Origin of the sequence: Candidatus Accumulibacter sp. ACC012 (genome assembly GCF_907163155.1) — a bacterium.
In the GTDB taxonomy this organism is placed as follows: domain Bacteria; phylum Pseudomonadota; class Gammaproteobacteria; order Burkholderiales; family Rhodocyclaceae; genus Accumulibacter; species Accumulibacter delftensis.
The window spans coordinates 1-25,291 of sequence record NZ_CAJQUC010000005.1 but is presented as its reverse complement, the minus strand read 5'-3'; the positions used below and the strand labels follow the sequence as shown (position 1 = coordinate 25,291).

Below are 25,291 nucleotides of genomic sequence, written 5' to 3'. Positions count from 1 at the left end.
GCCTGGACTTTCCCGTCTGCGAGGCCGGCCGGCTTGATTCAGGAAACGCTGCTCGACGTCCTGGCGAACATCGCCTGGCCGGCAGCGATTGCCATCGCCTGGACCGTCGGCGAACTGGCCTACCGCCTGCTATCGCTGCCGCGAATCAGCAGTTACGGCATCGCCGGCTTCGTGATGGCCGCCAGCCAGGGGGGATTTCTCGACAACCCTTCGGGAACGCCGATCGCTCTGCTGGCTCATTTCGCTTTCGGATTGATACTTTTCGAGCTCGGCTACCGCATCAACCTGCGCTGGCTGCGGGTCAATCCCTGGCTGGCAATCACCGGCGTAGCCGAAGCGAGCGGCTGTTTTGCTGCGGTGTTCATGCTGGCGCAAGCCTTTGCCTTGCCAATCGTCCCCTCGTTGCTGCTCGCCGCGCTGGCCATGGCCACCTCGCCGGCAGCCGTGCTGCGGGTGGCCAACGAACTGCAGAGCTCGGGCCAGGTCACCGAGCGCCTGTTCCACCTCACCGCCTGCAACTGCGTACTCTCCCTCTTCGTTTTCAAGGCCATCGTCGGCTACTGGGTGCTGGCCAGCGCCGGCAGCGCCTTCGAAGCCGTCTGGAACAGTCTGGTGGTGGTCGGCGTATCGATCAGCATCGGCGCAGCCTTCGGCGTGGCCGTGCCGGCGCTGCTCCGCCAGCTGGGCAACATCGACCGCAATGCCACCGTCGCTTTTGCCGTTGCGGCCTTGCTGCTGACGGCCGTGACGTACGCTTTCAAGTTCTCGCCGCTACTGGCGGCGCTGGCCTTCGGACTGGTCGCCCGACACCGGCGCGCGATACTCTCGCAAGCGCAGCGCAACTTCGGCACCCTTGGCGACCTGCTGACCGTGCTGTTGTTCGTTTTTGTCGCGGCCTCGCTTGACTGGCAGCAGGTGCGCAGCGGACTCACGCTGGCATTGGCCGTCATCGCGCTGCGTCTGGCCGTCAAGATGACGGCGACGACCGTCTTTGCCCGTCCCAGTGGCGTCAGCTGGCGCAAAGGCGCGCTGACCGGCCTGGCGATGACGCCGATGTCCGGCCTGGTCATCGTCCTCCTCGAACAGACCCGACACCTCAAGCTCTACGCACTCGATCAGGTCGCCGGCCTGGCAGCGATCGTCCTGCTGCTCGAGGTGATTGGCCCGGTGCTTACGCGCCGGGCTCTGGTCTGGGCTGGCGAAACGCATCAGCAGGAGGGCCGCTGAAAATGCCCCTCGAGTCCTTCAAGGCCAGCGCATCCCTGAGCATGGGAGTCGAACTCGAGTTGCAACTGGTCAACTGGACCGACTTCGACCTCTCCGGCTCGGCCAGCGACCTGCTCCACCTGCTCGGCCACAAGACCTTCCCCGGCGACGTCAAGCCCGAGATTACCGAAAGCATGCTCGAGATCTCGACCGCCGTGCATCACCGCCACGCCGAGCTGCTGGCGCAACTGCGCGACATCCGCGACGCCCTGGTGCGTACCGGTGACCGTCTCAACATCGCCGTCTGCGGCGGCGGCACCCATCCCTTCCAACGCTGGTCCGAGCGGCGCATTTTTCCCAATCCGCGCTTCAATCAGCTCTCCACCCTCTACGGTTACCTGGCCAAGCAGTTCACCGTCTTCGGACAACACATTCACATTGGCTGTACCAGTGCCAACGAAGCGCTCTACCTGCTGCATTCCTTGAATCGCTACGTGCCGCATTTCATCGCCCTGTCGGCCTCTTCCCCTTTCTTCCAGGGGATCGACACCCAGTTCGACTCGGCACGCCTGAATTCGGTCTTTGCCTTCCCCCTGAGCGGCCGTGCGCCCTTGCTCTTCGACTGGCAGGAGTTCGCGCATCACTACTTCGCGAAAATGGAAACCACCGGCGTCGTCAAGAGCATGAAGGATTTCTACTGGGATATCCGCCCGAAACCGGAGTACGGCACGATTGAACTGCGCGTCTGCGATACGCCGCTCACCGTGGACCGCGCCGCGGCCCTCGCCGCCTACCTGCAGGCGCTCTGCCGCATGCTCCTGCAACGCGACGAAGCACCACCGGTCGAGGACGATTATCTGGTCTACAACTACAACCGTTTCCAGGCCTGCCGCTTCGGCCTCGATGGCGTGCTGGTCCATCCCAAGAGCCACGAGAGTCGGCTGCTGCGCCAGGACATCCTGGCCACCCTCGCCAGACTCGAACCCCATGCCGCGGTTCTGGACAGCATCGGGGCACTCGAGCAGCTACGCCACGAAGTGAGCGCGGAAGGCAACCACGCCAGCTTCCTTCGCCAGCACTTTGCCGATGCGGGCAGTGTCCAGGGCGTGGTCGACGCCGCGGTAACGCTCTTCCGGCGGGGGAGAAGCAGGTAAGGCAGCTCCCGCGAAGTGATCGGCGACCACTTCACCTGCTAGAATCCTCGTTTTCCCTCGCTGCACACCGCCGCTGCCAAAATGTCCATGGACTACCTCGAAAGAATACTCAACGCCCAGGTCTACGACCTTGCCAGCGAAACTCCCCTTGATTTTGCACCCGGCCTGTCGGCGCGTACCGGTAACCGGATACTGCTCAAACGCGAAGACCTGCAGCCCGTTTTTTCCTTCAAGCTGCGCGGCGCTTACAACAAGATCTTTCATCTCTCGGCCGACAAACTGAAACGTGGAGTGATCTGCGCGTCGGCCGGTAATCATGCCCAAGGCGTGGCGCTGGCAGCAGCCAAGCTCGGTTGTCGGGCGGTGATCGTCATGCCGACGACAACGCCGCAGATCAAAATCCAGGCGGTGCGAGCCCTTGGCGGTGAAGTGGTGCTGATCGGGGAATCGTTTGACGACGCCTTCACGCATGCTCGCGAACTCGAGAAATCCGAGAAACTGAGCTTCGTTCACCCTTTCGACGACCCGGAGGTGATTGCCGGCCAGGGGACGATAGGCATGGAGATCCTCCGCCAACACGCCAAGCCGATTCATGCCGTGTTCTGCTGCGTCGGTGGCGGTGGACTGATTTCGGGTGTTGCCGCCTACATCAAGCGGGTACGGCCGGACACCCGGATCATCGGCGTTGAAGCCAGCGACGCCGACGCCATGACGCGCTCGCTGGCCGCCGGCAAGCGCATCCGGCTCGACCATGTCGGCCTCTTTGCCGATGGGGCAGCGGTCAAATACGTCGGCGAAGAGACCTTCCGCCTCTGCCAGATGTACGTCGATGAAATGGTCCTGGTCAATACCGACGCCATCTGTGCAGCGATCAAGGACGTCTTCGAGGACACCCGCGCGGTGCTCGAACCGGCGGGTGCTTTGGCGGTCGCGGGTGCCAAAGCATACGCCCGAGCACACAAGCTGAAAGACAAGGCGCTGGTGGCCATCGCCTCCGGCGCCAACCTCAACTTCGACCGTCTGCGCTTTGTCGCCGAACGCGCCGAACTCGGCGAACAACGCGAAGCCGTTTTTGCCGTCACTCTGCCCGAGAAGCCGGGCGCCTACAAAAACTTCGTGGCGCTGATCGGCTCACACAACATCACCGAGTTCAACTACCGCTATAACGACCAGCGTGACGCGCACGTCTTCGTCGGTATCCAGGTCTCGTCCCGCGCCGAGTCGATAAAGCTGCTCGAACAGCTGCACAAACACAATTATCCGGCCCTCGACCTGACCGACGACGAAATGGCCAAAGGGCACATTCGCCATCTCGTGGGCGGCCACTCACCAGGGATCAACAACGAGCTTCTTTACCGCTTCGAATTTCCCGAGCGCCCCGGCGCGCTGATGAAATTTCTCAACAGCATGAGCGCCGGCTGGAACATCAGCTTGTTCCATTACCGCAACCATGGCGCCGATTACGGGCGAGTCCTGGTCGGCATGCAGGTGCCGCCGAGGGAAATGAACGAATTCGAGGATTTCCTCGAGAAGGTCGGCTACGCGCACTGGAACGAGACCAACAACCAGGCCTACAAGCTGTTTCTGGGCTAGTTGTGCGCCTCTGCGCCGCAGACAGGCGCAGCAATGATAGGCTGTGCTGACGACGCCACCGGTACTCACCCGTCACATGCCGCTGTTCGTTCCTGAACCAGTCCACACAGGACCCTTTCCGAGGAGAGCATCCACATGACCATGAACATCGTCAACAACGTCACCGGCCTGATCGGCAATACCCCACTGGTCAGACTCCACCGCATCAGCGCCGGTATCGAAGGCACCATCGCCGCCAAGCTGGAGTTCTGTAATCCGGCGCACAGCGTCAAGGATCGTATCGCCATGGCAATGATCGACGACGCACAGGCAGCGGGACGAATCAGCCCGGAAACCATCGTTCTTGAACCGACCTCGGGTAACACCGGCATCGGTCTGGCGATGGTTTGCGCGGCACGTGGGATCAAATGCTGCTTCGTGATGCCGGAGACGATGAGCCGTGAACGCCGCCTGCTGCTCAAGGCTTACGGCGCCGAATTGGTCCTCACGCCCGGCCCGGACGGCATGGGCGGCGCCATCAGCCGCGCCGAGGCCATGGCCGCTGCCGATTCGCGCTACTACATCCCGCAGCAGTTCGAGAATCCGGCCAATCCGGCCATTCACCGCGCGACGACGGCCGAGGAAATATGGCGCGACACGCATGGCCAGGTGGACATCTTCGTTTCGGGCGTCGGCACTGGGGGCACCATTACCGGTGTCGGCGAAGTGCTCAAGGAGAGGAAGCCCGGCGTGCAGGTGATCGCCGTCGAGCCCGACGCCTCGCCGGTGCTCTCGGGTGGGGCTAAGGGACCGCATCCGATCCAGGGCATCGGGGCCGGCTTCGTGCCGAAGGTGCTGAACACCGCCATCTACGATGAAGTGCTGCGCGTCACCTCTGAAGACGCTTTTGCCACCGCCCGCAGAATGGCAACCGAAGAGGGCCTGCTGGTCGGTATTTCGTCCGGGGCAGCCGTGTGGGCGGCGATGGAAGTCGCGCGGCGACCACACAACGCCGGCAAGCTGACCGTGGTCATCATCCCCTCCTTCGGTGAGCGCTACCTGTCGACCGCACTCTTCGCGGACCTCGAAGTCTGAGCGGCGTGCTGCCGGTGCTGCCGGAGAAAGACGACGCCTTCGCCGGCGTCATCGACCGGCGCGGCGGTGATTCGCTGAAGTGGAACCGCTACGCTGGCCGCGATGTGCTCCCCTTGTGGGTTGCCGACATGGATTTCGCGGCGCCGCCAGCGATTGTCAGGGCTCTTGAAAAACGCGTCGCGCACGGCTGTTTCGGCTACGCGGAGGCGACACCGGCTCTGCTCGCTGCCGTCCTCGGACATCTCCAGCGTGCCTACGGCTGGCAGGTCGAAGCCGACTGGCTGGTCTGGCTGCCGGGCCTGGTCAGCGGACTCAACGTCGCCTGCCGGGCCATCGACGGCGATGTGCTGACGGCGACGCCGATCTACCCCCCTTTCCTCTCGGCACCCGGCCTGTCCGGCAAGGCGCTGGCGACCGCCCCCCTGCAGCAGCTTGCCGGCCGCTGGCTCTGGGACTTCGCCGCCTTGCAGCGCGCACTGACCCCAAACAGTCGCCTGCTGCTGCTCTGCCACCCGCACAACCCGGTGGGACGCGCCTGGGACGACGACGAGTTGGCGCAAATCGCCGCCTTCTGCAATGAGCACCAGCTGATCGTCTGCTCGGATGAAATCCACTGCCAGCTACTGCTCGACCAACAGCGGCGGCACCGGCCCCTGGCGACGATTGATGCCGACCTCGCCCAGCGCAGCATCACCCTGATGGCGCCATCGAAAACCTACAATATTCCTGGCCTCGCTTGCGCTTTTGCAGTCATCCCGAACACCGCGCTACGGCGTCGCTTCACGGCCACGATGCGCGGCATCGTCCCGCATGTGAATGCGCTTGGCCTGGCGGCCATGGAAGCCGCTTATCGCGACTGCGACGACTGGCAGCAGGCGCTGCTCGCCGTTCTACGCAACAACCGTGATCGCGTCACAGCAGCGCTCGGCGCCATCCCTGGTCTGCGCGTAAACCACGTCGAAGCCACCTACCTAGCATGGATCGACGCACGCGGCCTGGGCGTCGGCGATGCGACGGCCTTCTTCGAAGAGGCTGGCGTTGGCCTCTCCAATGGCGCGGACTTTGGTCTCCCCGGCTGGCTACGACTCAATTTTGGCTGCCCGCGCGCGACGCTCGATGCGGCCCTCGAACGTATGCTGAACGCTTGTTCGAGATTGCCCAGGGCGGCGACGACTTCCTGAACCTCCGCGGCGACGCCCGCGACAAGGAGTCGGTGGCGCGGCCCGCGGACCAGATCCAGCAGCGCGCTCAACGCAGCGCTCGGAAGACACCGGCTTCGGTCACCATTGCGTCGAGTCGCTGGTCGTGCGGCTCGGGAGAAATGCTGTCCAGCCGGGCGAGTTCGAATCCGACCCCCACCACCAGCGGTCGCGGCAAAAGTGATGCCAGAGTGCGGTCGAAATAACCGCCGCCGTACCCAATGCGGTAGCCGGCGGCGTCAAAGCCATTCACCGGCAAGAGCAGCACCTCGGGAATCAGGAAGTCGCCGTGGGCCGGTGTCGGGATGCCATAGCGATCGGCGAACATCGCCGTGCCCGCCGACCAGGCGCGAAAAGCCAGCGTCCGCGGTTCGTCGATCACCACCGGCAGCAAAGCCCGAAAGCCTGGTTTGCCCGCGCTGGCCCATTCGTCGATCAGCGGTCGGAGGTCGGCTTCATTCTGCACCGGCCAGCAGAAGCCGACAGCCAGCGCCGCCAGCTGCGGAAAACCCTCACGCAGATGCGTGCGGACCCGACGAGACAGCTGCACGCACTCATCCGCAGTCAGAGCCAAGCGGCGCTCAAGCAGGCTTTTGCGCAGCGCACGGCGGGCGGCAAAGCGCTCGGCGGCGACGCGACCAAGGCCATCGATGGTGATTCCCGGCGTCGCTCCAGCAGCCATGTGATATGCTCAAAACAGATATTTTTCGAGAAATCCAGCTTACCATGAAGTTTCGCCACAGCCTCCGCCACAGCTTTCGGTACACCCTTCTGGCCCTCCTCGGCGCCTCACTGCTGACGCCGCTTGGCGCCTTGGCGAGCAGCGCCGACGAGCAGTTTCTCGCCGCGCGCAGCGCCGCTCGCAACGGCGACAGGACGCGCCTGGAGCAACTGGCGCCAACGCTGCAGGATTACGAACTGGCATCCTACGTCGATTACTGGCAGCTTCTTCTCGACCTGAAGGAAGCCGATCCAGCAAGCGTCACCGCCTTCCTTAACCGCAATCCGAACAGCTATGTAGCCGAAAAGTTGCGCACCGACTGGCTCCGCCAAACCGGCAAGCAGCAGCAGTGGGCGGCTTTTGATGCCGAGTTCCCGCGTCTGCTGCAGACACCGCCGCAAGACATTGCCTGCTATTCGTTGCAGGGCCGGCGGGCTCAGGGCGACCCGAGCATGCTCGACGACGCCTTGCCCCTGTGGTTGACCTTGCTCGAGCCTCCGGAACCCTGCTACCCGGTACTCGAGGCGCTGATTCTCGAAAAGCGCGTCCTCGCCGATCTCGTCTGGGCACGAATCCGCAACCAGTTCGAGGCCAACAAGACCACCGCCGCCGCGTACAGCATGAATTACCTGCCGCCCAGCCAGACCCCGGACGCGAAACTGGCGCAAACGATCATCACCGCGCCGCTGCCCTGGCTGATCCGCTTGCCGAGCGACTTTTCAGCTAACCGCATGCAGCGCGAGCTGGCCATCCTCGGCATCCAGCGCATCGCACGCAACGACCCGCGCATGGCGGCACAGCAACTGCAGCGCATCGCGCCTTCGCTGAGCAAGGAGGAACAGGGCTGGGCGTGGACGCAGATCGGCCGCCAGGCGGCGCAGGACCACATGCCCGAGGCCAGCGAGTGGTACCGCAAGGGTGGCGATACGCGCCTTTCCGATGATGCGGCGGAATGGAAAGTGCGCGCGGCGCTGCGCGTCCAGGACTGGGGCGCCGTGCGCTCGACGATCGAAGCAATGCCCCCGGAACTGGCCGCGCAATCGGCCTGGGTCTACTGGCTGGGCCGCGCCTACCGCGCTGGCGGCAGGCTGGCTGAAGCCGATACGCAGTTTGCGAAGATCGCCGGTCAGCCCGATTTCTACGGCAACCTGGCCAGCGACGATCTCGGCCAGGCCATTGCACCACCACCACAGGCATCGCCACCGAGCCTTGATGAGCTGGCGGCGGTGCAGGCCAAGCCCGGCGTGCAACGCGCGCTGCTCTTCTTTCGCCTCAACCTGCGCTCGGAAGCGGTCCGGGAATGGAACTGGTCCCTGCGCGAGATGAGCGACCGGGAACTGCTCAGCGCGTCAACGATCGCCCTGCGCGCCGATATTTACGACCGCGCCATTGCCAGCGCCGACCGTACCCGCAACGAACACGACTACTCGCTACGCTACCTGGCGCCATTTGGCGATCAGGTGCGGCCGGCAGCGCGCAACCAGGCCCTCGACGACGCCTGGGTCTATGGCCTGATGCGCCAGGAGAGCCGCTTCGTGACCAATGCGCGCTCGGGTGCCGGCGCGTCCGGGCTGATGCAACTGATGCCGGCCACCGCCAAATGGGTCGCCGGCAAGATCGGCCTCAAGAATTACCACCAGGGCCAGGTTAACGACACCGAAACCAACGTGCTGCTCGGTACCAGCTACATGCGACTGGTACTCGAGGATCTCGACAATCACCCGGTGCTCGCCTCCGCTGCCTACAACGCCGGGCCGGGTCGGGCGCGCCGGTGGCGTGCCGACGTGCCGCTGGAAGGTGCGATCTATGCGGAGACGATTCCCTTCAGCGAAACCAGGGACTACGTCAAGAAGGTCATGAGCAATTCGGTTTACTACTCGGCGCTCTTCGATGGCCGACCGCAAACGCTCAAGAATCGGCTCGGGACAATCGCTCCACGCACCGGCGGCGAAGCCAAGGGCGAGTAATTGCCTTAAAATCATGTTTTTTCGACACCCACTTCATCGGTAGGACGCTATGGAACTCAAGAATGTGCTGTTGATCGGCGGCAGTGGTTTTGTCGGCGGCTGGATTGCCAGCTGCCTTTCACAACGCGGCGTACGGGTGACGATAGCCACCCGCCACCGTGACAACACCAAGAAACTGATCATGCTGCCGACGGTCAGGATGGTCGAAGCCAGGGTGAACGACCAGCAGGCACTCGTCGAACTGATGCGTGGTCAGGACGCGGTCATCAACCTGGTCGGAATCCTCCATGACCGGGATTCGCGCCTGCCCTACGGCAAGGGTTTCGCCGCCGCGCATGTCGAGCTGACGAAAAGCATCGTCGCCGCCATGCAGCAGAGCGGCGTACGTCGCCTGGTGCATATGAGTGCGCTCAATGCCGCAGGCGACGGGGTATCGGAATACCTGCGCTCGAAGGGAGACGGCGAAGCCGTGGCACAGGCTGCGATGGCCGAGCTGGACGTCACGGTGTTTCGACCGTCAGTGATTTTTGGGCCGGGCGACGCCTTCCTCAACATGTTTGCCACCTTGCTGAAGCTTTTCCCGATCTTCCCGCTTGCTGGCGGTTCGGCGCGCTTCCAGCCGGTTTATGTCGGCGACGTGGCGAAAGCCTTCTGCGACTGCCTCGGCGATCACAGCACCTTTGGCCGGACTTACGATCTCTGCGGCCCGAAAGTCTATACGCTTCGCGAACTGGTCGAGTACACTGCCCGCTTGGTCGGCAAGCCGCGCCGCATCATCGATCTTGGCAACGGTGGCTGGGCTTACCTGCAAGCCGGCCTGCTGTGGCTGCTGCCGAAGCCGCCGATGTCGCCGGACAACCTGCGCTCGATGGACGTCGACAGCGTCACCGATGGTAGCCATGACTATCCGGATTGGCGGCCAACGGCACTTGAAGCCGTGGCCCCGAGCTATCTGTCGCCGGCCGAGATCGGGCAGTTTCGCCGCGACCGCTATCGCCTTCGTGCCGGTCGCTGAGCAGGCCAGCGCGCCAGCCCAGGCGCCAGCACTGCGCTGATGGAAATCTTCACGGTCGGCGGGGCGATCCGCGACGAGTTGCTCGGTTTGCCGGTTCAGGATCGTGACTACCTTGTCGTCGGCGCCTCGCCCGAGGAAATGCTGGCCCGCGGCTTCAAACCCGTCGGCAAGGATTTCCCGGTCTTCCTGCACCCACAGTCGCACGCCGAATACGCGCTGGCGCGAACGGAACGCAAGACCGGCAACGGTTACAAGGGCTTTGCTTTCCATGCCGCCCCGGAGGTCAGCCTGGACGAGGATCTGGCGCGCCGCGACCTGACCATCAACGCCATCGCGCGGAGCGCCGATGGCGTACTGATCGACCCCCACCATGGTATCGACGATCTGGCAGCACGCGTACTGCGCCATGTCGGACCGGCCTTTGTCGAAGACCCGGTGCGCGTTCTGCGCCTGGCGCGCTTCGCCGCGCGCTTCGCTGCGTTCACGGTGGCTCCGGAAACCGTTGCGCTGGCGCAAGGAATGGTCGCCAACGGCGAGCTCGACCATCTGGTTGCCGAACGCGTCTGGCAGGAACTGGCCAGGGGCCTGATGGAAGACAAGCCGTCACGGATGTTCGAGGTGCTGCGTGAATGCGGCGCCCTGGCCCGACTGCTGCCCGAGCTCGACCGCCTTTACGGCGTACCGCAGCGGGCGGAGATGCACCCGGAGATCGACACCGGGGTACATGTGATGATGGTCGTTGATCAGTCTGCGCAGCGCCACTACGGACTTGCCGGTGCGCTTCTCTACGCTGCTCCACGACCTTGGCAAAGGCGACACCCCGGACGCCGATTTGCCGCGTCATCCGAACCACGAAGCGCGTAGCGTCAAACTGGCGGCCGAGGTCTGTGCGCGCCTGAAGGTGCCGCGCGAGTGTCGTGATCTGGCGCTCCTGGTCGCCCGCTATCACGGTGACATTCATCGCGGTCCGCAATTGGCGGCAGAGGACATCATCGGGCTGCTCGAAAACACCGACGCCCTGCGCCGCCCCGAACGCTTCGAGCAGCTGCTCGAAGCCTGTGCCTGTGACTTCCATGGTCGCCTGGGCTTCCAGGACCTGCCCTACCCGGCGCCAGCGCTCTTTCGCCAGGCGCTCCAACTGGCGCACGACGTCGATGCAGCGTCCATCGCGCGCAGCACTACCGAGCCGGAAATGATCGGCGCCAAGGTGCATGCGGCACGGTTGGCTGCAGTCAGGCCGTTGCTGGCCAGGCTCGGCGGCGGCGCTTCTTGAACTGGCAGCGCCTGGAGCCGGGCAAAGCCCGCACTGTGTTGGCGGCAAGCACCAGCGACTGACCTCCACCCGGGGAACTCGATAACGACCGGACCTGGGAAGCGCACGGAGCGTAATTGAAAAGTGATGCGGACGGTGATACCTGCGTGGCGAATGAAATGATCAATACAGGCGAACACCGAAGTCCTGTTGCTGCTCGCAGGATTCCTTGATCATGGCCTCCAGCATCAAATCCCCCAGTTCTCGGCGATAATGTGCAGGCTCCCAGAACCACTTCACGGGCTCATGTTTAGCCCCAACGTCAGGCACCGGCTCGTGAATGTAGGAAGAGTCCGCTGAAAAATCCCAGAACTCGACATTATCGCCCCCCCGTCTGCGCAGTCCATTGGTGATTATTTCCAGCCACTCCTGGTGCTGCCCAAATAATTTCTCGTCTTTCAAGACCTGCCAGAACTGCTCGTGAAATGGATTCGTGAATATAATAACCCGGATGCCCATAGCGTCAGTGATGTCCAGAAACTTATCGAGCACTGCAAAATCCACTGACAGGCTTCCATCCTCATAACGTAGACTCCAGCCTTGACTATACTTCTTCCTGAGCATGTGCATTTTTTGGGCAAACAGCGCATGCGGCCCTTCGATCGCTACGCTGGTACGAAAATCATTGCCCGGGTTGAAGCCCTGGTCGTCTCGATCTGATTGCCCGGGAGATTGCAAGGCCATCGTCCGAATACTGCTGATCAACGCATCGAGAGAGAAAAGCGTACGATAATGGTCCACCAGAGAGGTCCAGGTGTATTCATTATTTCCAGACCCGTCGAAAGCATAGCGAAGACGACCGGTGTTCTTGGACCAGTCGATTTCCACCCCAGGCGCCGGACGATCCCGCCGCAGCAGAAAGTCAACAAAATCGATGCTTAGGTACACCCGCTGAACCGGCTGGGCATAGATGATATTCAGGGCATATTCCAGTTGCTCTCGCACGCCCGCCCCGGGCAAACCGAGGTTGTACACCCGCGCTCCCGCCGCCGTGAAGCAGCGATGGGTTGGGTTTATCCCCATCTCCACCCTGGAATTGCCGACGATCAGCGTATCCCATTTACCGAATGTTGGGTGGTAGGCTTTGCTCATGCGCACATGCTCATTGATCGCCACCTTCCCTTGGTTCAGACCCTCGCGGCGTTCGACACCCAGCATGAGGTAGGGGTCAATCAGGTAATTGATGACAACCGTACAGGCTGCAAACACCATGAAGAAAAGTGCCATCAGAATTGTGTATCGACGCGGCGCCATGATCAGAATTGGAAGTAGAGGAATTCAGAAATCTGGGTAAGCGTAAGCACACCCACTAGTCCAATAAGTCCCGTAGTCGCGGCCCAGGTCGTGGAGTAACCCCAGCGAATCCTGGCCTGATCACGGACGGCTTTAAAGCTCTCTTGATGCTCGTACAGCACAGGTTCATAGTGGTGGAAAATTTGTGCCACGTTGGGCATGCAAACTGCGCCAAACGCGCCAACCAGAACCCATAGGTAGTTGCCGACAAAGGCCGATCCACTTCCGCCCCCTAAGGAAACACCCATCAGAGTCAGCGTGTTTTCCAGCCCACTCACGCGCGCAGCAACACTCATGGGCAATTCCGCGCCATTGGTACCAAGCATTGCCAGGATAATGGCATTACCCTGTTCCAATGTCGGCGCCCGAAAATACACCCAAGCGACTGTCACCCCAAGGAAAGTCAGCAGCCAGCAAAATAACCGGTAGGCACGGTGAGCCTCCAGCCTAAATCCCGCAGCCTGCATCGACCAATGCCAGGCGTGGTTGATCATCAGGTAGCTTCCGTGCAGCGCTCCCCAGATTACGAAGGTCCAGCCAGCCCCATGCCATAGCCCCCCTAGCAACATCGTAAGAAATAGATTTGCGTAGCGTCGTCCTTTGCCTTTGCGACTCCCTCCGAGGGGAACATAGAGATAATCCCGTAGAAAGCGGGACAAAGTAATATGCCAGCGGCGCCAAAATTCGATAATACTTACGGATTTGTAGGGTGAAAAAAAATTCACCGGCAACTTGATGCCGAATATTCGAGAACAGCCGATAGCCATATCCGAATAACCAGAGAAATCAAAATACAGTTGAAACGTGTAGGCCAGAGTACTGCCCCATGCCACAAAAAAATCAGCGTTCTGTGCAGCCAGAGGATCATCGTAGATCGGCCCAACGTAGCGCGACAGATTGTCTGCGATCACGGTTTTCTTGAACAATCCTATGCAAAATATGCTGATGCCAATCGCAAAATTCGACCATTGCGGCTGCAGTGCTTCCTTTTTCATGAACTGCGGCAGCATTTCCTTGTGATGCACAATTGGCCCGGCGATCAACTGCGGAAAGAAACAGACAAACAGGCAGTAATGAAGAAAATTGTATTCACGAGTATTACCTTGCCAGGAATCCACTAAGTAGGATATTTGCTGGAAGGTGAAAAATGAAATGGCCAGCGGTAGTACGATCTTCTCAAGATGCCAGGACGTACCCACCAGAATATTGAAGTTGTCGACGAAAAAATTGGCGTACTTGAAGTAGCCAAGCAAACCCAGGTTGATCGCCACACCTAGCACCAGGAAAAACTTGCTCTTGCCGTTATCATTCGAAACGAGCCACCCACCCAGTGCGTAGTTAATGGCAATTGAGAACAGAATGAAAATAATATAAGCAGGATTCCACCAAGCATAGAAAAAGAGCGATGCGACCACCAGCAGGCCCAGGCCGAACTCCTGCCCCACAAATCGGACAGCCAAAAAGTACAGCAAGACCGTAAGCGGGAAGAACAGGAACATAAACTCAAAAGAATTGAATAACATTGCGACAGATTTTCCGTTATTGTTCTAATCCCGCTTATCGATAGTACGCAGCAGTTACCGTAGCAACCACCGCAAGACCCTTGCTGTAGATACTTTAGGACTTGTGTCGTTTCGTGTGGAACGTAGCCAGTTGAGGCGGATGCCTAGGCCTACCGCCAGCCCCCAACCCGACGCCTCGCCCCTGAGGGCGGTGAGGCCCGAGCCGCTGGACGGGCCGGTGAGCTGGCCGCGGCGAAAAGCCGCGACCAGCCCCAAGTCTCTGTGCGAACGAAGGTTCCCGACGAGATCAAAGGCACGCCTCGCCCAGAACATCGCTGTCGGTGTTGCCGAGCAGCGCGGCGGTGAGCGGTGAGCGGTGAGCGGTGAGCGGTGAGCGGCGTCTGATTGCACAGGAAACCACACAGAGCGAGCTTAGTTTAGCCCAACACGCGGGGTGAAACCGCGGCATTGCGTCACATTCATGCCCTTCTTACGCAATCGCGCGCTGACTCCTAAGGGCGATCGCTGGAATGCCAAACCCCCTGCACTTACTACACTCGCCGCCAAAAAAGAGCGGGGCGCGTGCTAGCCGTCAGAGCGTCGCGCAACGGTCGCCGCTGACAAAACCGAGCAGAGGTTCGGAGATTCCCCGGCCAAGTGCGATCACCTTGAACAGCTCACCCATTTCGGCTGGCGAGACCAGCTTGTTGGCGGCACTGGCCAGAGGCAGATAGCGCCTGGCGTCGCTGGCCGGGGTTCGCGCCAGGACTTCGCCCAGCCCACAGTTGAAGAGAAAGTTGGACTGCGTACTGTAGCCGAGCAGTTCCAGCCCTGCCTGACAGCCACTTTCGACGATCGCCGTGAAATCGACGTGCGCGGTGATGTCCTGCAGACCCGGTAGATAAAAGGGCTCGACATGCGCGTGGTGGCGATAGTGGCACATCAGCGTGCCGGCGCTGCGTTGCGGGTGATAATACTCGCGCCGCGGGAAACCGTAGTCGATCAGCAACAGCGCGCCGCGCCCGAGGCGTGCCGCCCACTCCGCAACCCAGGCACGTGCTGTCAGCGAGACCTCACTGAGGTAGTCCGACGGCATTGCGCATGCGGCAGACAGCGCCAGACCTTGCTCGAGCAGCCTGCCGCTGGCCGGGCGATCGGCCCAGGCAAAGCGCCCGTGGTCGACGGCAACACCGCGTTCGGCAAGCCCCGTGGGCTTCCAGACCAGGAGATGTACCGGCATCGCATCAAGCACTTCGTTGGCCAGCACCAGCCCATCGAAGCGCGCGGGCAGGCGCTCGAGCCAATGCACGCGCGCCAGCAGATGCGGCGCCTGAGCGGCAAGCGCCTGGCGCTGGCGCGCCTGCAGCTCGCCGGAGAGTTCGAGGATGGCGTAGCTGTCGGGCAGCCGGCCACGCCCCTCGAGCTCGCGCAGCAAATCGGCTGCCAGCTGCCCACTGCCAGCGCCCACTTCGATGATCTGCGGGGAGCTGAGTTCGAGGAGCTGTGCCACCTGTGCAGCAAGCGTCTGGGCAAAAACCGGCCCGAGTTCCGGGGCGGTGACAAAATCGCCCTGCGCACCGAACTTGTGAGCACCGCCGGAGTAGTAGCCCTTCGCCGGCGCGTAGAGCGCCAGATCCATGAACCGATCAAAACCGATCCAGCCGCCGGCCGCTTCAATCTCGCGAGCAAGCAGATCGCTGAGCACCGCGCTGAAGGCCAGCGCGGCGGCGCTTGGGGCGGGCAAACCCATACTCGCGCTCAGTGCTGCCGAGGCCGCGCGACGATCAAGCACCGCCACCTCACTGCCGGAGGCCACTCCCGCCAGCCGGGCGACGGCTCATTTTTCGGAACCCACAAAGCGGACTTGTCCGTACAGCTCCGGATGGGTAATCGCCAGCCAATGTTCAGCCTCTGACTGGGCTCGCTCCCAGGTCGCAGCGCGCAAGGCGACGGACTGCGTAGTGCCGTCGTCTCGCGGCCATTCGAGGCTATAGGAGTGGAAGCCACCACGCCCTTGCAGACGGATCTGGCGGGTCATAGTCGGCAGCTCGCGGCGTAACTGCGCGCTGCCGGCGTCCACCTGCAGCAGTCGGAACTTGGGTCCTTTGCCCTGATGCTGGACGACGCACTCCTGCTTCGCGGCATCTTCCTCGAGGACCATCCAGTCGCTGCAGCCTTCAATGATCGCGCCCATCGGCAAGCCGTCTTCCTCACGGACAATCTCGGCGCTTACAACCTGCGTCTGCGCGCCGCCTTCGACGAGATCGTGCCATGGCAGGCCCTGCCGCGTCGGTGGTGGGAAGGGAAGCGCATGCTTGCCTTGACGAATGCGCGCGAACAGCGAAGACTTCCTGACGTCTTCGAGATCAATCGCCGGAAACGCCGCGCGCGGCTGCGCACGGAAATTGCCGGCCCCCATGTAGCCGACCTCCCAGAGCGTCTTCAGCCATTCGGCCGTATCGAGCGCGACCTGTGCCATCTGTTCGTCAAACGCACCCTCGTCCCGCCCCTGCTGGCCACTGCTGGCCCTTCCGGCCAGCAGTTCCCCCTCGTGTGCGCGTGCGCGCAGCAACTCCTGCAACAAGCGGTTGACCCACTCGGCGTCGTCTGCCGATAACTGCTCGACGCGCTCCGCCAGAATCGTCAGCTCGTCGGCGTCAAGCGGCTGCTCCAGTTTGCTCATGGCTTTTTCCCCCAAGTGTCTCGAACGCTAGTCTACCGCGGCGACACCGGGACAGGTTGTTTTTCCAGAAGGAGGGGCAAAAATCCGTTAAAATCATGTCCTTGTTGCTGCCGGCCTGGAACGGGAGATGAGCGGAAAAACGATATTGGTGACCGGCGCCGCGCGCCGGCTAGGCAGTGCGATCGCCCGCGAATTGCACGCCACCGGCGCCAACCTGATGCTCCATTATCGTCAGGCCTCGGCGGCCGCCGCAGCGCTGGCCAGCGAGCTGAACGCTGTCCGACCGTCGTCGGCGGCCTGCCTGCAGGCGGACCTGCTGGACGTCGAGACTTTGCCAAGGCTGGTCGCCGATACGGTCGCGCATTTCGGCCGCCTCGATGCCCTGGTGAACAACGCCTCGAGCTTCTTTCCAACCCCCCTGGGCACGATCGACCTGGCCAGCTGGGACGATCTGATTGGCAGCAATCTGAAGGCGCCGCTATTCCTGACGCAGGCGGCCGCACCACACCTGATCGCGGTGCAGGGGTCGGTGGTCAATATCACCGACATTCACGCCGAGCGCCCGCTGGCGGCGTATCCGCTGTATTGCGCGGCGAAAGCCGGACTGCTTGGCCTGACACGCGCCCTGGCCATCGAACTGGCACCCCGGGTGCGGGTCAACGCGGTCGCGCCAGGGCCGATCCTGTGGCCGGACAGTGGCGTTTTCGACAACGCAGCGCGCCAGGACATCGTCGCGCACACCCTATTGCAGCGCGCCGGCTGCCCGCAGGATATCGCCCGGGCAGTGTGCTACCTGCTGAACGACGCTGACTACATTACCGGTCAGGTCATCAATGTAGACGGCGGTCGCACCGCCCATCTGTGACTGCTCACGCCGATTGAGAGGAAACTGTTGGAACAATCGAACACCCTGCAGCGCCTGAGGAAGCGTCTGGAGAGCCATACCGGCAAAGCCATCGCCGACTACAGGATGATCGACGACGGCGACACCATTCTGGTCTGCATTTCCGGCGGCAAAGACTCCTACACCCTGCTCTCGGTGTTGATGGCACTGCGCCAGAGGGCGCCGGTGGATTTCCGGCTCATCGCCATGAACCTCGACCAGAAGCAACCGGGCTTCCCGGCCGAAATCCTGCCCGCCTATCTGGCCAAGCTGGGTGTCGAATATCGCATCGTCGAACAGGACACCTATAGCATCGTCAAGAGCAAGATCCCCGCGGGCAAGACCACCTGTTCGCTGTGTTCTCGCCTGCGCCGCGGGGTCATCTATCGCACCGCCAAGGAACTCGGGGCGAACAAAATTGCGCTTGGCCACCATCGCGACGACATCGTCCATACGTTGTTCCTCAATCTTCTCTTCGCCGCTCGGCTGAAGGCGATGCCACCGAAACTGCTGACCGACGACGGCGCGCACGTGGTCATCCGCCCACTGGCCTATTGCAGCGAAAAAGACATCGCCCGCTTTGCCCGCGGCATGGCCTACCCAATCATTCCGTGCAATCTCTGTGGCTCGCAGGACAATCTGCAGCGCCAGAAAATCCGCGAAATGATGGCCGACTGGGACCGCCGCTACCCGGGACGCACCGAGGCCGTTTTCTCTGCGCTGCAGCAGATCGTGCCCTCGCACCTCGCCGACCAGAAGTTGTTTGATTTCCAGGGTCTGCGTCCCGGAGATAATCCGGCAACCATGGATGGCGGCGATCTGGTCTTCGACCCAGCGCCGCTCAGCGAAATGCCGCCCCGCCTGCAAGACTTGCCAGTGGCGGTGCTCGAATGATGAGCAGCAAGGAAGAGATGCGTTCGGTTCTGATTGCCGCCGTCGCCGGAAGCTCGAAATTGTTCGAAAAACGGGGCGGAACAGAAGCCGCGCACGCTGTCGAGCGTTGCCTGAAGCGCATGGCGCGGGGGGTAGAGGGCTTCCGCGGACGACTCCTGCGGGGCAAGCGCGACGAACTCACGGCGCTCTTCGCGAGCGCCGATGATGCCTGTCAGGCAGCCATCGCCATGCAGCGGCGGGTAGCCGACCTGCCACCGGTGTCCGGCGTCCAGCTGGCAATCCGTGTCGGCTTTCATCACGGCCCGGTGCGCGAGGATGACGCGGGTGCTCTTGGTGAAGGACTGAGCATCGCCAAGTCTCTTGCCAATCAGGCCACTGCCGCTCAGACCTTGACCAGCGGCCAGACCAGAGCTCTGCTGACAGCACCCTTGCAAGCGGCGACGCGTTCCCTGCAGCAGCCCCCGAAAAGCAGCCTGCCGGCTGCGTACGAGGTATTCGAAGTCCTGTGGTTTGAAGCCAAGGCACCGTCCAGCAAGACGCTCGTCGCTTCGCCCGCACCCTTGCCACCCAGGGACTGCGATTTGCGCCTGTGCGTACGCTATGGGGGGCAGGTCAAGTTGCTCGACAAGGCGCGAGCGTATATCGACATGGGCCGTGACGCCAACTGCGCAATCACCATTCGCGACCGCCGCGCATCGCGCAAGCACGCGACGATAGAGCGGCGCGGCGAGCACTTCGTACTCAGCGATCTCAGTACCAATGGCACTTTCATCACCATTAGCGGCGAGAACGAGCTGTTTCTGAGGTGTGAGGACTTCGTCTTGCGAGGCAGCGGAATCATCGCCTTCGCTGCCTCGGCGAGCAGCCCGTCGGCCGACATCGCCGAATTCGAGCATCTTTGAGCGCAGGAGACACCGGGCACGCGCTGCCGGCGACTGTTTTTCTGGCGCATCCCCGACAGACGTGGCAAAGCAATCGGCTCAGGCCGGCGGCAAAGCGCGCGCGAGAACCAGCAGCGTCACCTGTTCGGCACCGTGCAAACGCACGCTCCGCGCCAGTTCGTCGAGAGACGCGCCAGTGGTCATCACATCGTCGACCAGCAGCACTCGCTTGCCGGTGAAATCCGCCGTGCACTGGAAGGCGCCGCGGACGTTTGCAGCGCGTTCGCGCCAGGGCAGATCGGCTTGGGCGGGAGTATGCCGAATGCGCCGGCAGCTCCGCAGGTCGATCGGGATGCGCCAGGCTCTGCTCACCGGACGCGCCAGCTCGAGCGCCTGGTTGAAGCCGCGCGCGCGCAAACGTAGCGGGTGTAGCGGCACGGGAACGATGAGATCAGCGCAGCTGCTGGCCAGCAGCGCGGCAAGGCGAGCGCCGAAATAGCTGGCCAGCGCCAGGCGATGACCGTACTTGAACGACTGCACCAGCTTGTCGAGCGGAAAATCGTAGCGCAACGCAGCCAGGGTCAAATCGTAGTGGGGTGGCTTGGCCAGGCAGCGACCACAGACCTCGCCATGCGGCGTTGGCAGAGCACAGCGCGGACAGCGTCGTGCTGGCAGTTGCGGCAAGTCGGCCTCACAGGCGGAGCAAATCAAACGGGCGCCGCTGCTCGCAGCACACAACAGGCAGTCCTGGGTCAGCAGTCCGGCGCAGGATCTGAGGATCCGTCTGGCAGTTTGAGTTAAGATTGGCATCCTCGGAAGGCTCCTTACGAGCTCACCAATGCATGAATGCATGAACGGTGGCCCAGCCGGCCTCAAACCACCCCCCAACCATAGGTCTAACCAATGAACGCAATTCCTCAAGTCGCGACACTTAGTCCGGATCGCGCCATTTCGGCCCCAGCAGGCAAGTGGACGGTTGCCGATGTCGAAGCACTTTACCAGCTTCCCTTGATGGATCTGCTGTTTCGCGCGCAACAGGTGCACCGCGAGAACTTCAACGCCAACGAGATTCAACGCTCGACGCTGCTTTCGGTAAAGACCGGCGGCTGTTCGGAGGATTGCGGCTATTGTTCGCAGGCGGCGCGCTACAGCACCACCACCGAACGCGAAGCGCTGATGCCGCTCGATGAAGTGATCGCCGCCGCCCAGGCTGCCAAGGACAAGGGCGCCTCGCGCTTCTGCATGGGCGCCGCCTGGCGTGGCCCGAAAGACAAGGACCTGGCCAAGGTCACCGAGATGATTCGCACCGTCAAGTCCATGGGTCTGCAGACCTGCGTCACCCTGGGCATGCTCAAGGACGGCCAGGCCGACGAACTCAAGGAAGCCGGCCTCGATTACTACAACCATAATCTCGATACCGACGCCTCCTTCTACGGGCAGGTGATCACCACCCACAAGCACGCCGACCGGATCGACACCCTGGGCCAGGTGCGTGAAGCAGGTATCAAGGTCTGTTCCGGCGGCATCATCGGCATGGGCGAATCGCGCCGCAACCGCGCCGCGCTGATCGTCCAGCTCGCCAACCTCAACCCGGCCCCGGAGTCGGTGCCGATCAACAACCTCGTCCCGATTCCCGGAACGCCGATGGCCAATGTCGCGCCGGTCGATAGCTTCGAGTTCGTGCGCACCCTGGCTGCCGCGCGAATCACCATGCCAACGAGCTTCGTGCGTCGTCGGCGGGTCGCCAGGAGATGTCCGACGAGCTGCAAGCGCTCTGCTTCTGGCCGGCGCCAACTCGATTTTTTACGGCGACAAGCTGCTGACCACCGGCAATCCGGAAGCGGATCGTGACGAAGCCCTGTTCGAGAAACTTGGCCTGCGCCCGATCTAGTCACTCATGAAAGCACCGGCGCAGTTCGTTGATCAGCGCCAGGTGCGACGGCAGTTTTGCCCGCGCCGCTGGCCAGCTACGATGAAGTGGCCGTGCTGCAGCGCGAGATCGCGAGCCGCATGCTGGCCAGGCTGGACTACGTGCGCATGCGAGCCGCAGCGCATTCTCGATCTCGGCTGCGGTACGGCGCCAACCTCACCAGCCCTGCACGCGCGCTATCCCGGAGCACTGCTCATCGGCGCCGACTTCTGCGAAAACATGCTGCGCGCCAGCCAGGCCTCGCGCTCACGCTTGCGCTGGCTGATGCCCTTCCTGCGTCGCCAGCGAACGCCCTTGCTGGCGGCGGATGCCGGCGCGCTGCCGTTCCCGCCGCAGTCGATCGGCCTGCTCTGGTCGAAACTCATGCTGCACCTGGCTTGACGACCGCTGGCAGCATTTCGTGAAGCGCATCGCCTGCTCGACTCGGTGGCTTGCTGATGTTCTCCGCCTTCGGACCGGATACCTGAAGGAGCTGCGCAGCAGTTTCAAGGACGGCCATGTGCCACACCAGCGCTTTACCGACATGCATACTACGGCGACATGTTGCTTGAATGCGGCTTTTCCGACCCGGTGATGGACGCCGAACTGCTGACCATGACCTACGCCGGCTTCGACCAACTGCTCATCGATCTGCGCAATAGCGGCTCGACCTGCGCCATGCAGGCACGTAGCCATGGCCTGACGGGGCGGGCCGGCATGGGCCAGGGCCGCGCGGCGTACGCACGGCTCGCCGCCGACGATGGCCGCGTGCCAGCGACGGTGGAAGTGGTTTACGGCCACGCCTGGAAAGCGGCGCCGAGAAAAACCCCCGCCGGACTGAGCATCGTCCGCTTCGACCCGCAGCAGCGGATGCGTTGAGCGGGGCCGCCAGCCACGAGCGCCGGCGGCCGAACTTCCGACTTAGCGGAAGAACCTCCTCGAGGCGGATGAAGACCTCGTGTTCGGCGCCCGTGCCGACGCACCGCCCAGGACGTCCTCCAGCTTCTCCACCTGCTTGACCATCTGGTCCAGACGTTGGTCTTTCATTGACCAACAGCCAGATGCGCTGGTCGCGCCACTGCCCACCGGCATCACCAGGATACCTTCGACGTTGTAGGCGCGGCGCGAGAACAGACCGACGACGTGCGACATGACACCCGGGTGGTTGTAGACGTCCAGTTCGAGCACCGTACGAGCCACAGCCTGGTTTTCCATTCTTGAGATCGTGTTCATGGTTTTCAGCCTCCGATCATGTCTTTGTTGGCGGCACCCGGGCGGCACCATCGGCAAAACCTGTTCGTGCATGCCGATGCTGGCGTGAATCAGCATCGGGCCGCGGCTGGACAACAGCCTCGGCCAGGGCTGCACGCGGATCGCTGGCCGTATCGAGATCGATGGCCGGCACGCCAAAGCCTTCGGCCAACGCGAACGAAGTCGGGCATGCCCTTGAATTTCGAAGCGTAGATGCGCTCGCCGTAGAACATCGTTTGCTGCTGGAAGACCAGGCCCAAAGATGAGTGTTCTCAGCACGATCTTGACATTGACCTTCTCCTCGGCAGCGGTGACCAGTTCCTGGATATTCATCAGAATGCTACCGTCACCGGTAAAGCAGACCACCGTCCGTTCCGGTTCGGCGAGAGCCGCGCCGATTGCTGCCGGCATTCCGAAGCCCATCGTGCCAAGGCCACCCGAGGTCAGCCATTGGCGCGGCCGGCGCAGCGGGTAGGCTTGTGCCACCCACATCTGATGCTGACCGACGTCGGTGGTGATCGTCGCCTGATCGTCAAGGCAATCGGCGACGGCGCGGATCAATCCGTAAGGCGTACGCGGATCGTCGATTCCCGGCAGGCGTAGCGGATGCGCTGCCTTCAGGCTGGCCACGCGCGCCAGCCAGGCTTGCCGCTGCTGCTCCTCGACGGCCGGCAGCAAGGTCTGCAGCACGGCCCCGACGTCACCGGCGATACCGACATGCGCGGTCTTTATCTTATCCAGTTCCGAGGGGTCGATATCGATATGGACGATCTTCGCCTGCGGGCAGAAACCGGCCACTTTGCCGGTCGCACGATCGTCGAAACGCGCACCGACAGCGATCAGGAGATCGCACTCGTCCAGCGCAAGGTTGGTAAAACGCGCGCCGTGCATACCGAGCATACCCAGCGACAGGGAATGCTCGACCGGCATCGCGCCGAGGGCCATCAGGGTCATCACCGTCGGTAGAGCGGCTTTTTCGGCCAGCGCCACAGCCGCTGCGGACGCTCCCGAATGCACGACACCACCGCCGAGGTAGAGAATCGGCCGGGAAGCCTCGTTGATCATCGCCGCGGCGACGGCGACCCGTTCAGTCGCTGGCGCCGGAACGATCTCGGCGACGCCGACCGCGGGCCACTCGCCGACCTCGACCACTTGATTCTGAACGTCCTTCGGGATGTCGATCAGTACCGGCCCCGGCCGACCCGAAGCGGCGATCCGGAAAGCCCGCGGAACGACTTCGAGCAGATCCTCGGCACAGTTGACCAGGAAGTTATGCTTGGTAATCGGGATACTCAGACCATAGGTATCGACTTCCTGAAAGGCGTCGCTGCCGATCATCGCTCTCGGCACCTGCCCGGTGATTGCCACCAGCGGAATTGAATCCAGCTTGGCGTCGGCGATTGCGGTGAGTAGATTGGTTGCCCCGGGGCCCGACGACGCCAGGCATACCGCCGGCAAGCCTGTGGTACGCGCAATCCCCTGCGCCATGAAACCGCCGCCCTGTTCGTGCCGTGCAAGCACGTGGTGAATCAGCGCCGACTGTGACAAGGCATCATAAATGGGCAGTATTGCTCCGCCGGGGATGCCGGCGAGGGTGCGAACGCCCTGTCGTTCCAGCAGGCGCACGACAATCTGTGCGCCGCTGAGGGTTTTCGGATGTTTGCTTGGGCAAGAGACTCTCCTTGAATTGAATTGCGCTGCTGACTTGGTCGAATGTGGCGTCAGAAAAGAAAACCCCCGCTCGGCTTGCACCGGCGGGGGTTTCTGGAATGAGTTGTCGTTTCTTTCTACACTTTGACTGCTCTTCTCCCGGCCCTCGACGGTGTGTCCCCTGGTACGCGTACCAAGGGTACGACGCCTAGCAGAGAGACGCCGACAGCAACGACCACAAGCGCACCAGTGGAAGCAAGCGGATAAGTACTATGGTCGTGGAAGTGGCGCATCGTGGTCACGTAGAAGTCATTTGAGCCGAAAGGCAATTAGAACCGAGCGTGGAAAATAATGCAAGCCTTACACGGGATCAGCAGCACCGACCAAACAGACTGTCGCAGCGACAGGCTCAGTCGTGCCCGCCTGCCTCGGCTCTCCCTTGCGCACCGCCCGCATCACCTGCCGCTGGCAGCGCCTCGTCATCAGGGGCTGGCAACGGCGGCGCGGCGGCCAGCGGTACCTGGTGGTTGACTTGATAACTGGCAATCAGAATCAATGCTGACGACGCCAGGACCACCAGCATGATCGAAGCGTCGAGATAACTGGGCAGCAAGAACGCTTCGCGAACGTGTAGGGAAAAGCAGGACGGTAATCAGGCCGCGCGGGGCAATCCACATCCGTAGGCCCGGCGGCAATGGCCCCAGCATTTCAAGCCGCAGAATGATGTGAAAAGCACTACCAGTAAGAACACTGCCACCAGCCTCAAAGACACCAAGCTGGCCCGCACCCCAGCCAGCATGAGCAGCACGACGAACTAAGAGGGGTAGGTCTTGGATGATGAGCACTCTGTCCAGCTGCAAAGAAGCCCACGAAGACAGAAGAAGCCAGGTCGCACGGAGCCAGAAGGTCAGTTCCACGAACGTACAGGCCACAGATGGTACGAAACTCGGGTACAGACCAGGTCGTTTCCGTAATTCTCGGCTTATCACAGCGATTACCGGCCCGGGTAAGAGGGAACCAGAGTACGGAACGGTTGTAGTATGGACGCCACCGGCCAGAAGTAGTACCACCCCCATGATCAACGGCGAGAGATGCAGCAGCTCG

The 25,291-nt window shown here is 62.3% G+C and carries 20 protein-coding genes and 3 pseudogenes; 14 read left to right on the top strand and 9 right to left on the bottom strand.

Annotated features, from left to right (window positions below):
* Positions 1–33: 33 nt before the first annotated feature.
* The 5 genes from QZ648_RS07690 (at position 34) to QZ648_RS07670 (ending at position 6,208) form a co-directional block, all read left to right on the top strand.
* Positions 34–1,227 carry a cation:proton antiporter gene (locus QZ648_RS07690; protein ID WP_291996606.1) on the top strand — a complete coding sequence of 398 codons (1,194 nt, stop codon included), beginning with the start codon at positions 34–36 and terminating at the stop codon, positions 1,225–1,227.
* A 2-nt stretch (positions 1,228–1,229) separates the two neighbouring features.
* Positions 1,230–2,360 (top strand): YbdK family carboxylate-amine ligase, encoded by a 1,131-nt coding sequence (locus tag QZ648_RS07685; protein WP_169064846.1) that lies wholly within the window; start codon positions 1,230–1,232, stop codon positions 2,358–2,360.
* Positions 2,361–2,420: 60 nt separating this feature from the next.
* The gene (gene ilvA, locus QZ648_RS07680; protein WP_291996690.1) at positions 2,421–3,953 is read left to right on the top strand and encodes a threonine ammonia-lyase, biosynthetic; all 1,533 of its coding nucleotides are present in this window, start codon (positions 2,421–2,423) and stop codon (positions 3,951–3,953) included.
* A gap of 141 nt (positions 3,954–4,094) precedes the next feature.
* A complete protein-coding gene (gene cysK, locus QZ648_RS07675) occupies positions 4,095–5,027 on the top strand; it encodes a cysteine synthase A (protein WP_169064896.1) in 933 nt (310 codons plus the stop codon).
* A gap of 17 nt (positions 5,028–5,044) precedes the next feature.
* Positions 5,045–6,208 (top strand): PatB family C-S lyase, encoded by a 1,164-nt coding sequence (locus tag QZ648_RS07670; RefSeq protein WP_169064895.1) that lies wholly within the window; start codon positions 5,045–5,047, stop codon positions 6,206–6,208.
* A gap of 67 nt (positions 6,209–6,275) precedes the next feature.
* Here the strand turns inward: QZ648_RS07670 and QZ648_RS07665 are convergent, their stop codons facing one another.
* Positions 6,276–6,908 carry a 5-formyltetrahydrofolate cyclo-ligase gene (locus tag QZ648_RS07665; protein WP_169064845.1) on the bottom strand — a complete coding sequence of 211 codons (633 nt, stop codon included), beginning with the start codon at positions 6,906–6,908 and terminating at the stop codon, positions 6,276–6,278.
* Between the two features lie 5 nt (positions 6,909–6,913).
* Here QZ648_RS07665 and QZ648_RS07660 point away from each other — a divergent pair, with 5 nt between their 5' ends.
* The 3 genes and pseudogenes from QZ648_RS07660 (at position 6,914) to QZ648_RS07650 (ending at position 11,202) form a co-directional block, all read left to right on the top strand.
* A complete protein-coding gene (locus QZ648_RS07660; RefSeq protein WP_248595155.1) occupies positions 6,914–8,914 on the top strand; it encodes a lytic transglycosylase domain-containing protein in 2,001 nt (666 codons plus the stop codon).
* A 49-nt stretch (positions 8,915–8,963) separates the two neighbouring features.
* Complete coding sequence (locus tag QZ648_RS07655; protein WP_169064844.1) at positions 8,964–9,929, top strand: complex I NDUFA9 subunit family protein; 966 nt, start codon at positions 8,964–8,966, stop codon at positions 9,927–9,929.
* 39 nt (positions 9,930–9,968) lie between these two features.
* A pseudogene (locus QZ648_RS07650) lies at positions 9,969–11,202 on the top strand (multifunctional CCA addition/repair protein).
* A 162-nt stretch (positions 11,203–11,364) separates the two neighbouring features.
* On the opposite strand, the gene QZ648_RS07645 reads toward QZ648_RS07650, so the two are convergent.
* From QZ648_RS07645 to QZ648_RS07630, 4 genes are all read right to left on the bottom strand, one after another.
* Entirely contained in the window at positions 11,365–12,468 is a 1,104-nt protein-coding gene (locus QZ648_RS07645; protein WP_291996605.1) for a hypothetical protein, read from the bottom strand.
* Between the two features lie 29 nt (positions 12,469–12,497).
* Complete coding sequence (locus QZ648_RS07640; RefSeq protein WP_291996604.1) at positions 12,498–14,057, bottom strand: MBOAT family protein; 1,560 nt, start codon at positions 14,055–14,057, stop codon at positions 12,498–12,500.
* Between the two features lie 571 nt (positions 14,058–14,628).
* Positions 14,629–15,786 carry an SAM-dependent methyltransferase gene (locus tag QZ648_RS07635; protein WP_169064893.1) on the bottom strand — a complete coding sequence of 386 codons (1,158 nt, stop codon included), beginning with the start codon at positions 15,784–15,786 and terminating at the stop codon, positions 14,629–14,631.
* Between the two features lie 87 nt (positions 15,787–15,873).
* Positions 15,874–16,719 (bottom strand): hypothetical protein, encoded by an 846-nt coding sequence (locus QZ648_RS07630; RefSeq protein WP_169064840.1) that lies wholly within the window; start codon positions 16,717–16,719, stop codon positions 15,874–15,876.
* Positions 16,720–16,846: 127 nt separating this feature from the next.
* On the opposite strand from QZ648_RS07630, the gene QZ648_RS07625 reads away from it, so the two are divergent.
* From QZ648_RS07625 to QZ648_RS07615, 3 genes are read left to right on the top strand one after another with little or no spacing between them, the layout of a single operon-like run.
* Entirely contained in the window at positions 16,847–17,584 is a 738-nt protein-coding gene (locus tag QZ648_RS07625) for a pteridine reductase (RefSeq protein WP_169064839.1), read from the top strand.
* Between the two features lie 27 nt (positions 17,585–17,611).
* Complete coding sequence (ttcA, locus tag QZ648_RS07620) at positions 17,612–18,496, top strand: tRNA 2-thiocytidine(32) synthetase TtcA (RefSeq protein WP_169064838.1); 885 nt, start codon at positions 17,612–17,614, stop codon at positions 18,494–18,496.
* Positions 18,493–19,398 (top strand): adenylate/guanylate cyclase domain-containing protein, encoded by a 906-nt coding sequence (locus QZ648_RS07615; protein WP_169064837.1) that lies wholly within the window; start codon positions 18,493–18,495, stop codon positions 19,396–19,398. The genes ttcA and QZ648_RS07615 overlap by 4 nt, the downstream gene beginning before the upstream one ends.
* Before the next feature lie 78 nt (positions 19,399–19,476).
* Here QZ648_RS07615 and QZ648_RS07610 read toward each other — a convergent pair whose 3' ends face one another.
* Positions 19,477–20,187, bottom strand: coding sequence for a ComF family protein (locus QZ648_RS07610; RefSeq protein WP_169064836.1), 711 nt, complete (start codon positions 20,185–20,187; stop codon positions 19,477–19,479).
* 201 nt (positions 20,188–20,388) lie between these two features.
* On the opposite strand from QZ648_RS07610, the pseudogene bioB reads away from it, so the two are divergent.
* The 3 genes and pseudogenes from bioB to QZ648_RS07595 all read left to right on the top strand — a co-directional run bounded on the left by bioB (position 20,389) and on the right by QZ648_RS07595 (position 22,165).
* Positions 20,389–21,268, top strand: a pseudogene (gene bioB, locus QZ648_RS07605) (biotin synthase BioB).
* A 6-nt stretch (positions 21,269–21,274) separates the two neighbouring features.
* Positions 21,275–21,688, top strand: a complete 414-nt coding sequence (locus QZ648_RS07600; protein WP_366144083.1) for a class I SAM-dependent methyltransferase — start codon at positions 21,275–21,277, stop codon at positions 21,686–21,688.
* A gap of 159 nt (positions 21,689–21,847) precedes the next feature.
* Positions 21,848–22,165 (top strand): hypothetical protein, encoded by a 318-nt coding sequence (locus tag QZ648_RS07595; protein WP_291996603.1) that lies wholly within the window; start codon positions 21,848–21,850, stop codon positions 22,163–22,165.
* A gap of 42 nt (positions 22,166–22,207) precedes the next feature.
* On the opposite strand, the gene QZ648_RS07590 is transcribed toward QZ648_RS07595, so the two are convergent.
* The 3 genes and pseudogenes from QZ648_RS07590 to QZ648_RS07580 all read right to left on the bottom strand — a co-directional run bounded on the left by QZ648_RS07590 (position 22,208) and on the right by QZ648_RS07580 (position 24,800).
* Positions 22,208–22,501, bottom strand: coding sequence for an ACT domain-containing protein (locus QZ648_RS07590; protein ID WP_366144089.1), 294 nt, complete (start codon positions 22,499–22,501; stop codon positions 22,208–22,210).
* A gap of 23 nt (positions 22,502–22,524) precedes the next feature.
* Positions 22,525–24,169, bottom strand: a pseudogene (ilvB, locus tag QZ648_RS07585) (acetolactate synthase large subunit).
* A gap of 427 nt (positions 24,170–24,596) precedes the next feature.
* On the bottom strand, positions 24,597–24,800 hold the full coding sequence (locus QZ648_RS07580) for a hypothetical protein (RefSeq protein ID WP_291996601.1): 204 nt from the start codon (positions 24,798–24,800) through the stop codon (positions 24,597–24,599).
* Positions 24,801–25,291 lie beyond the last annotated feature (491 nt).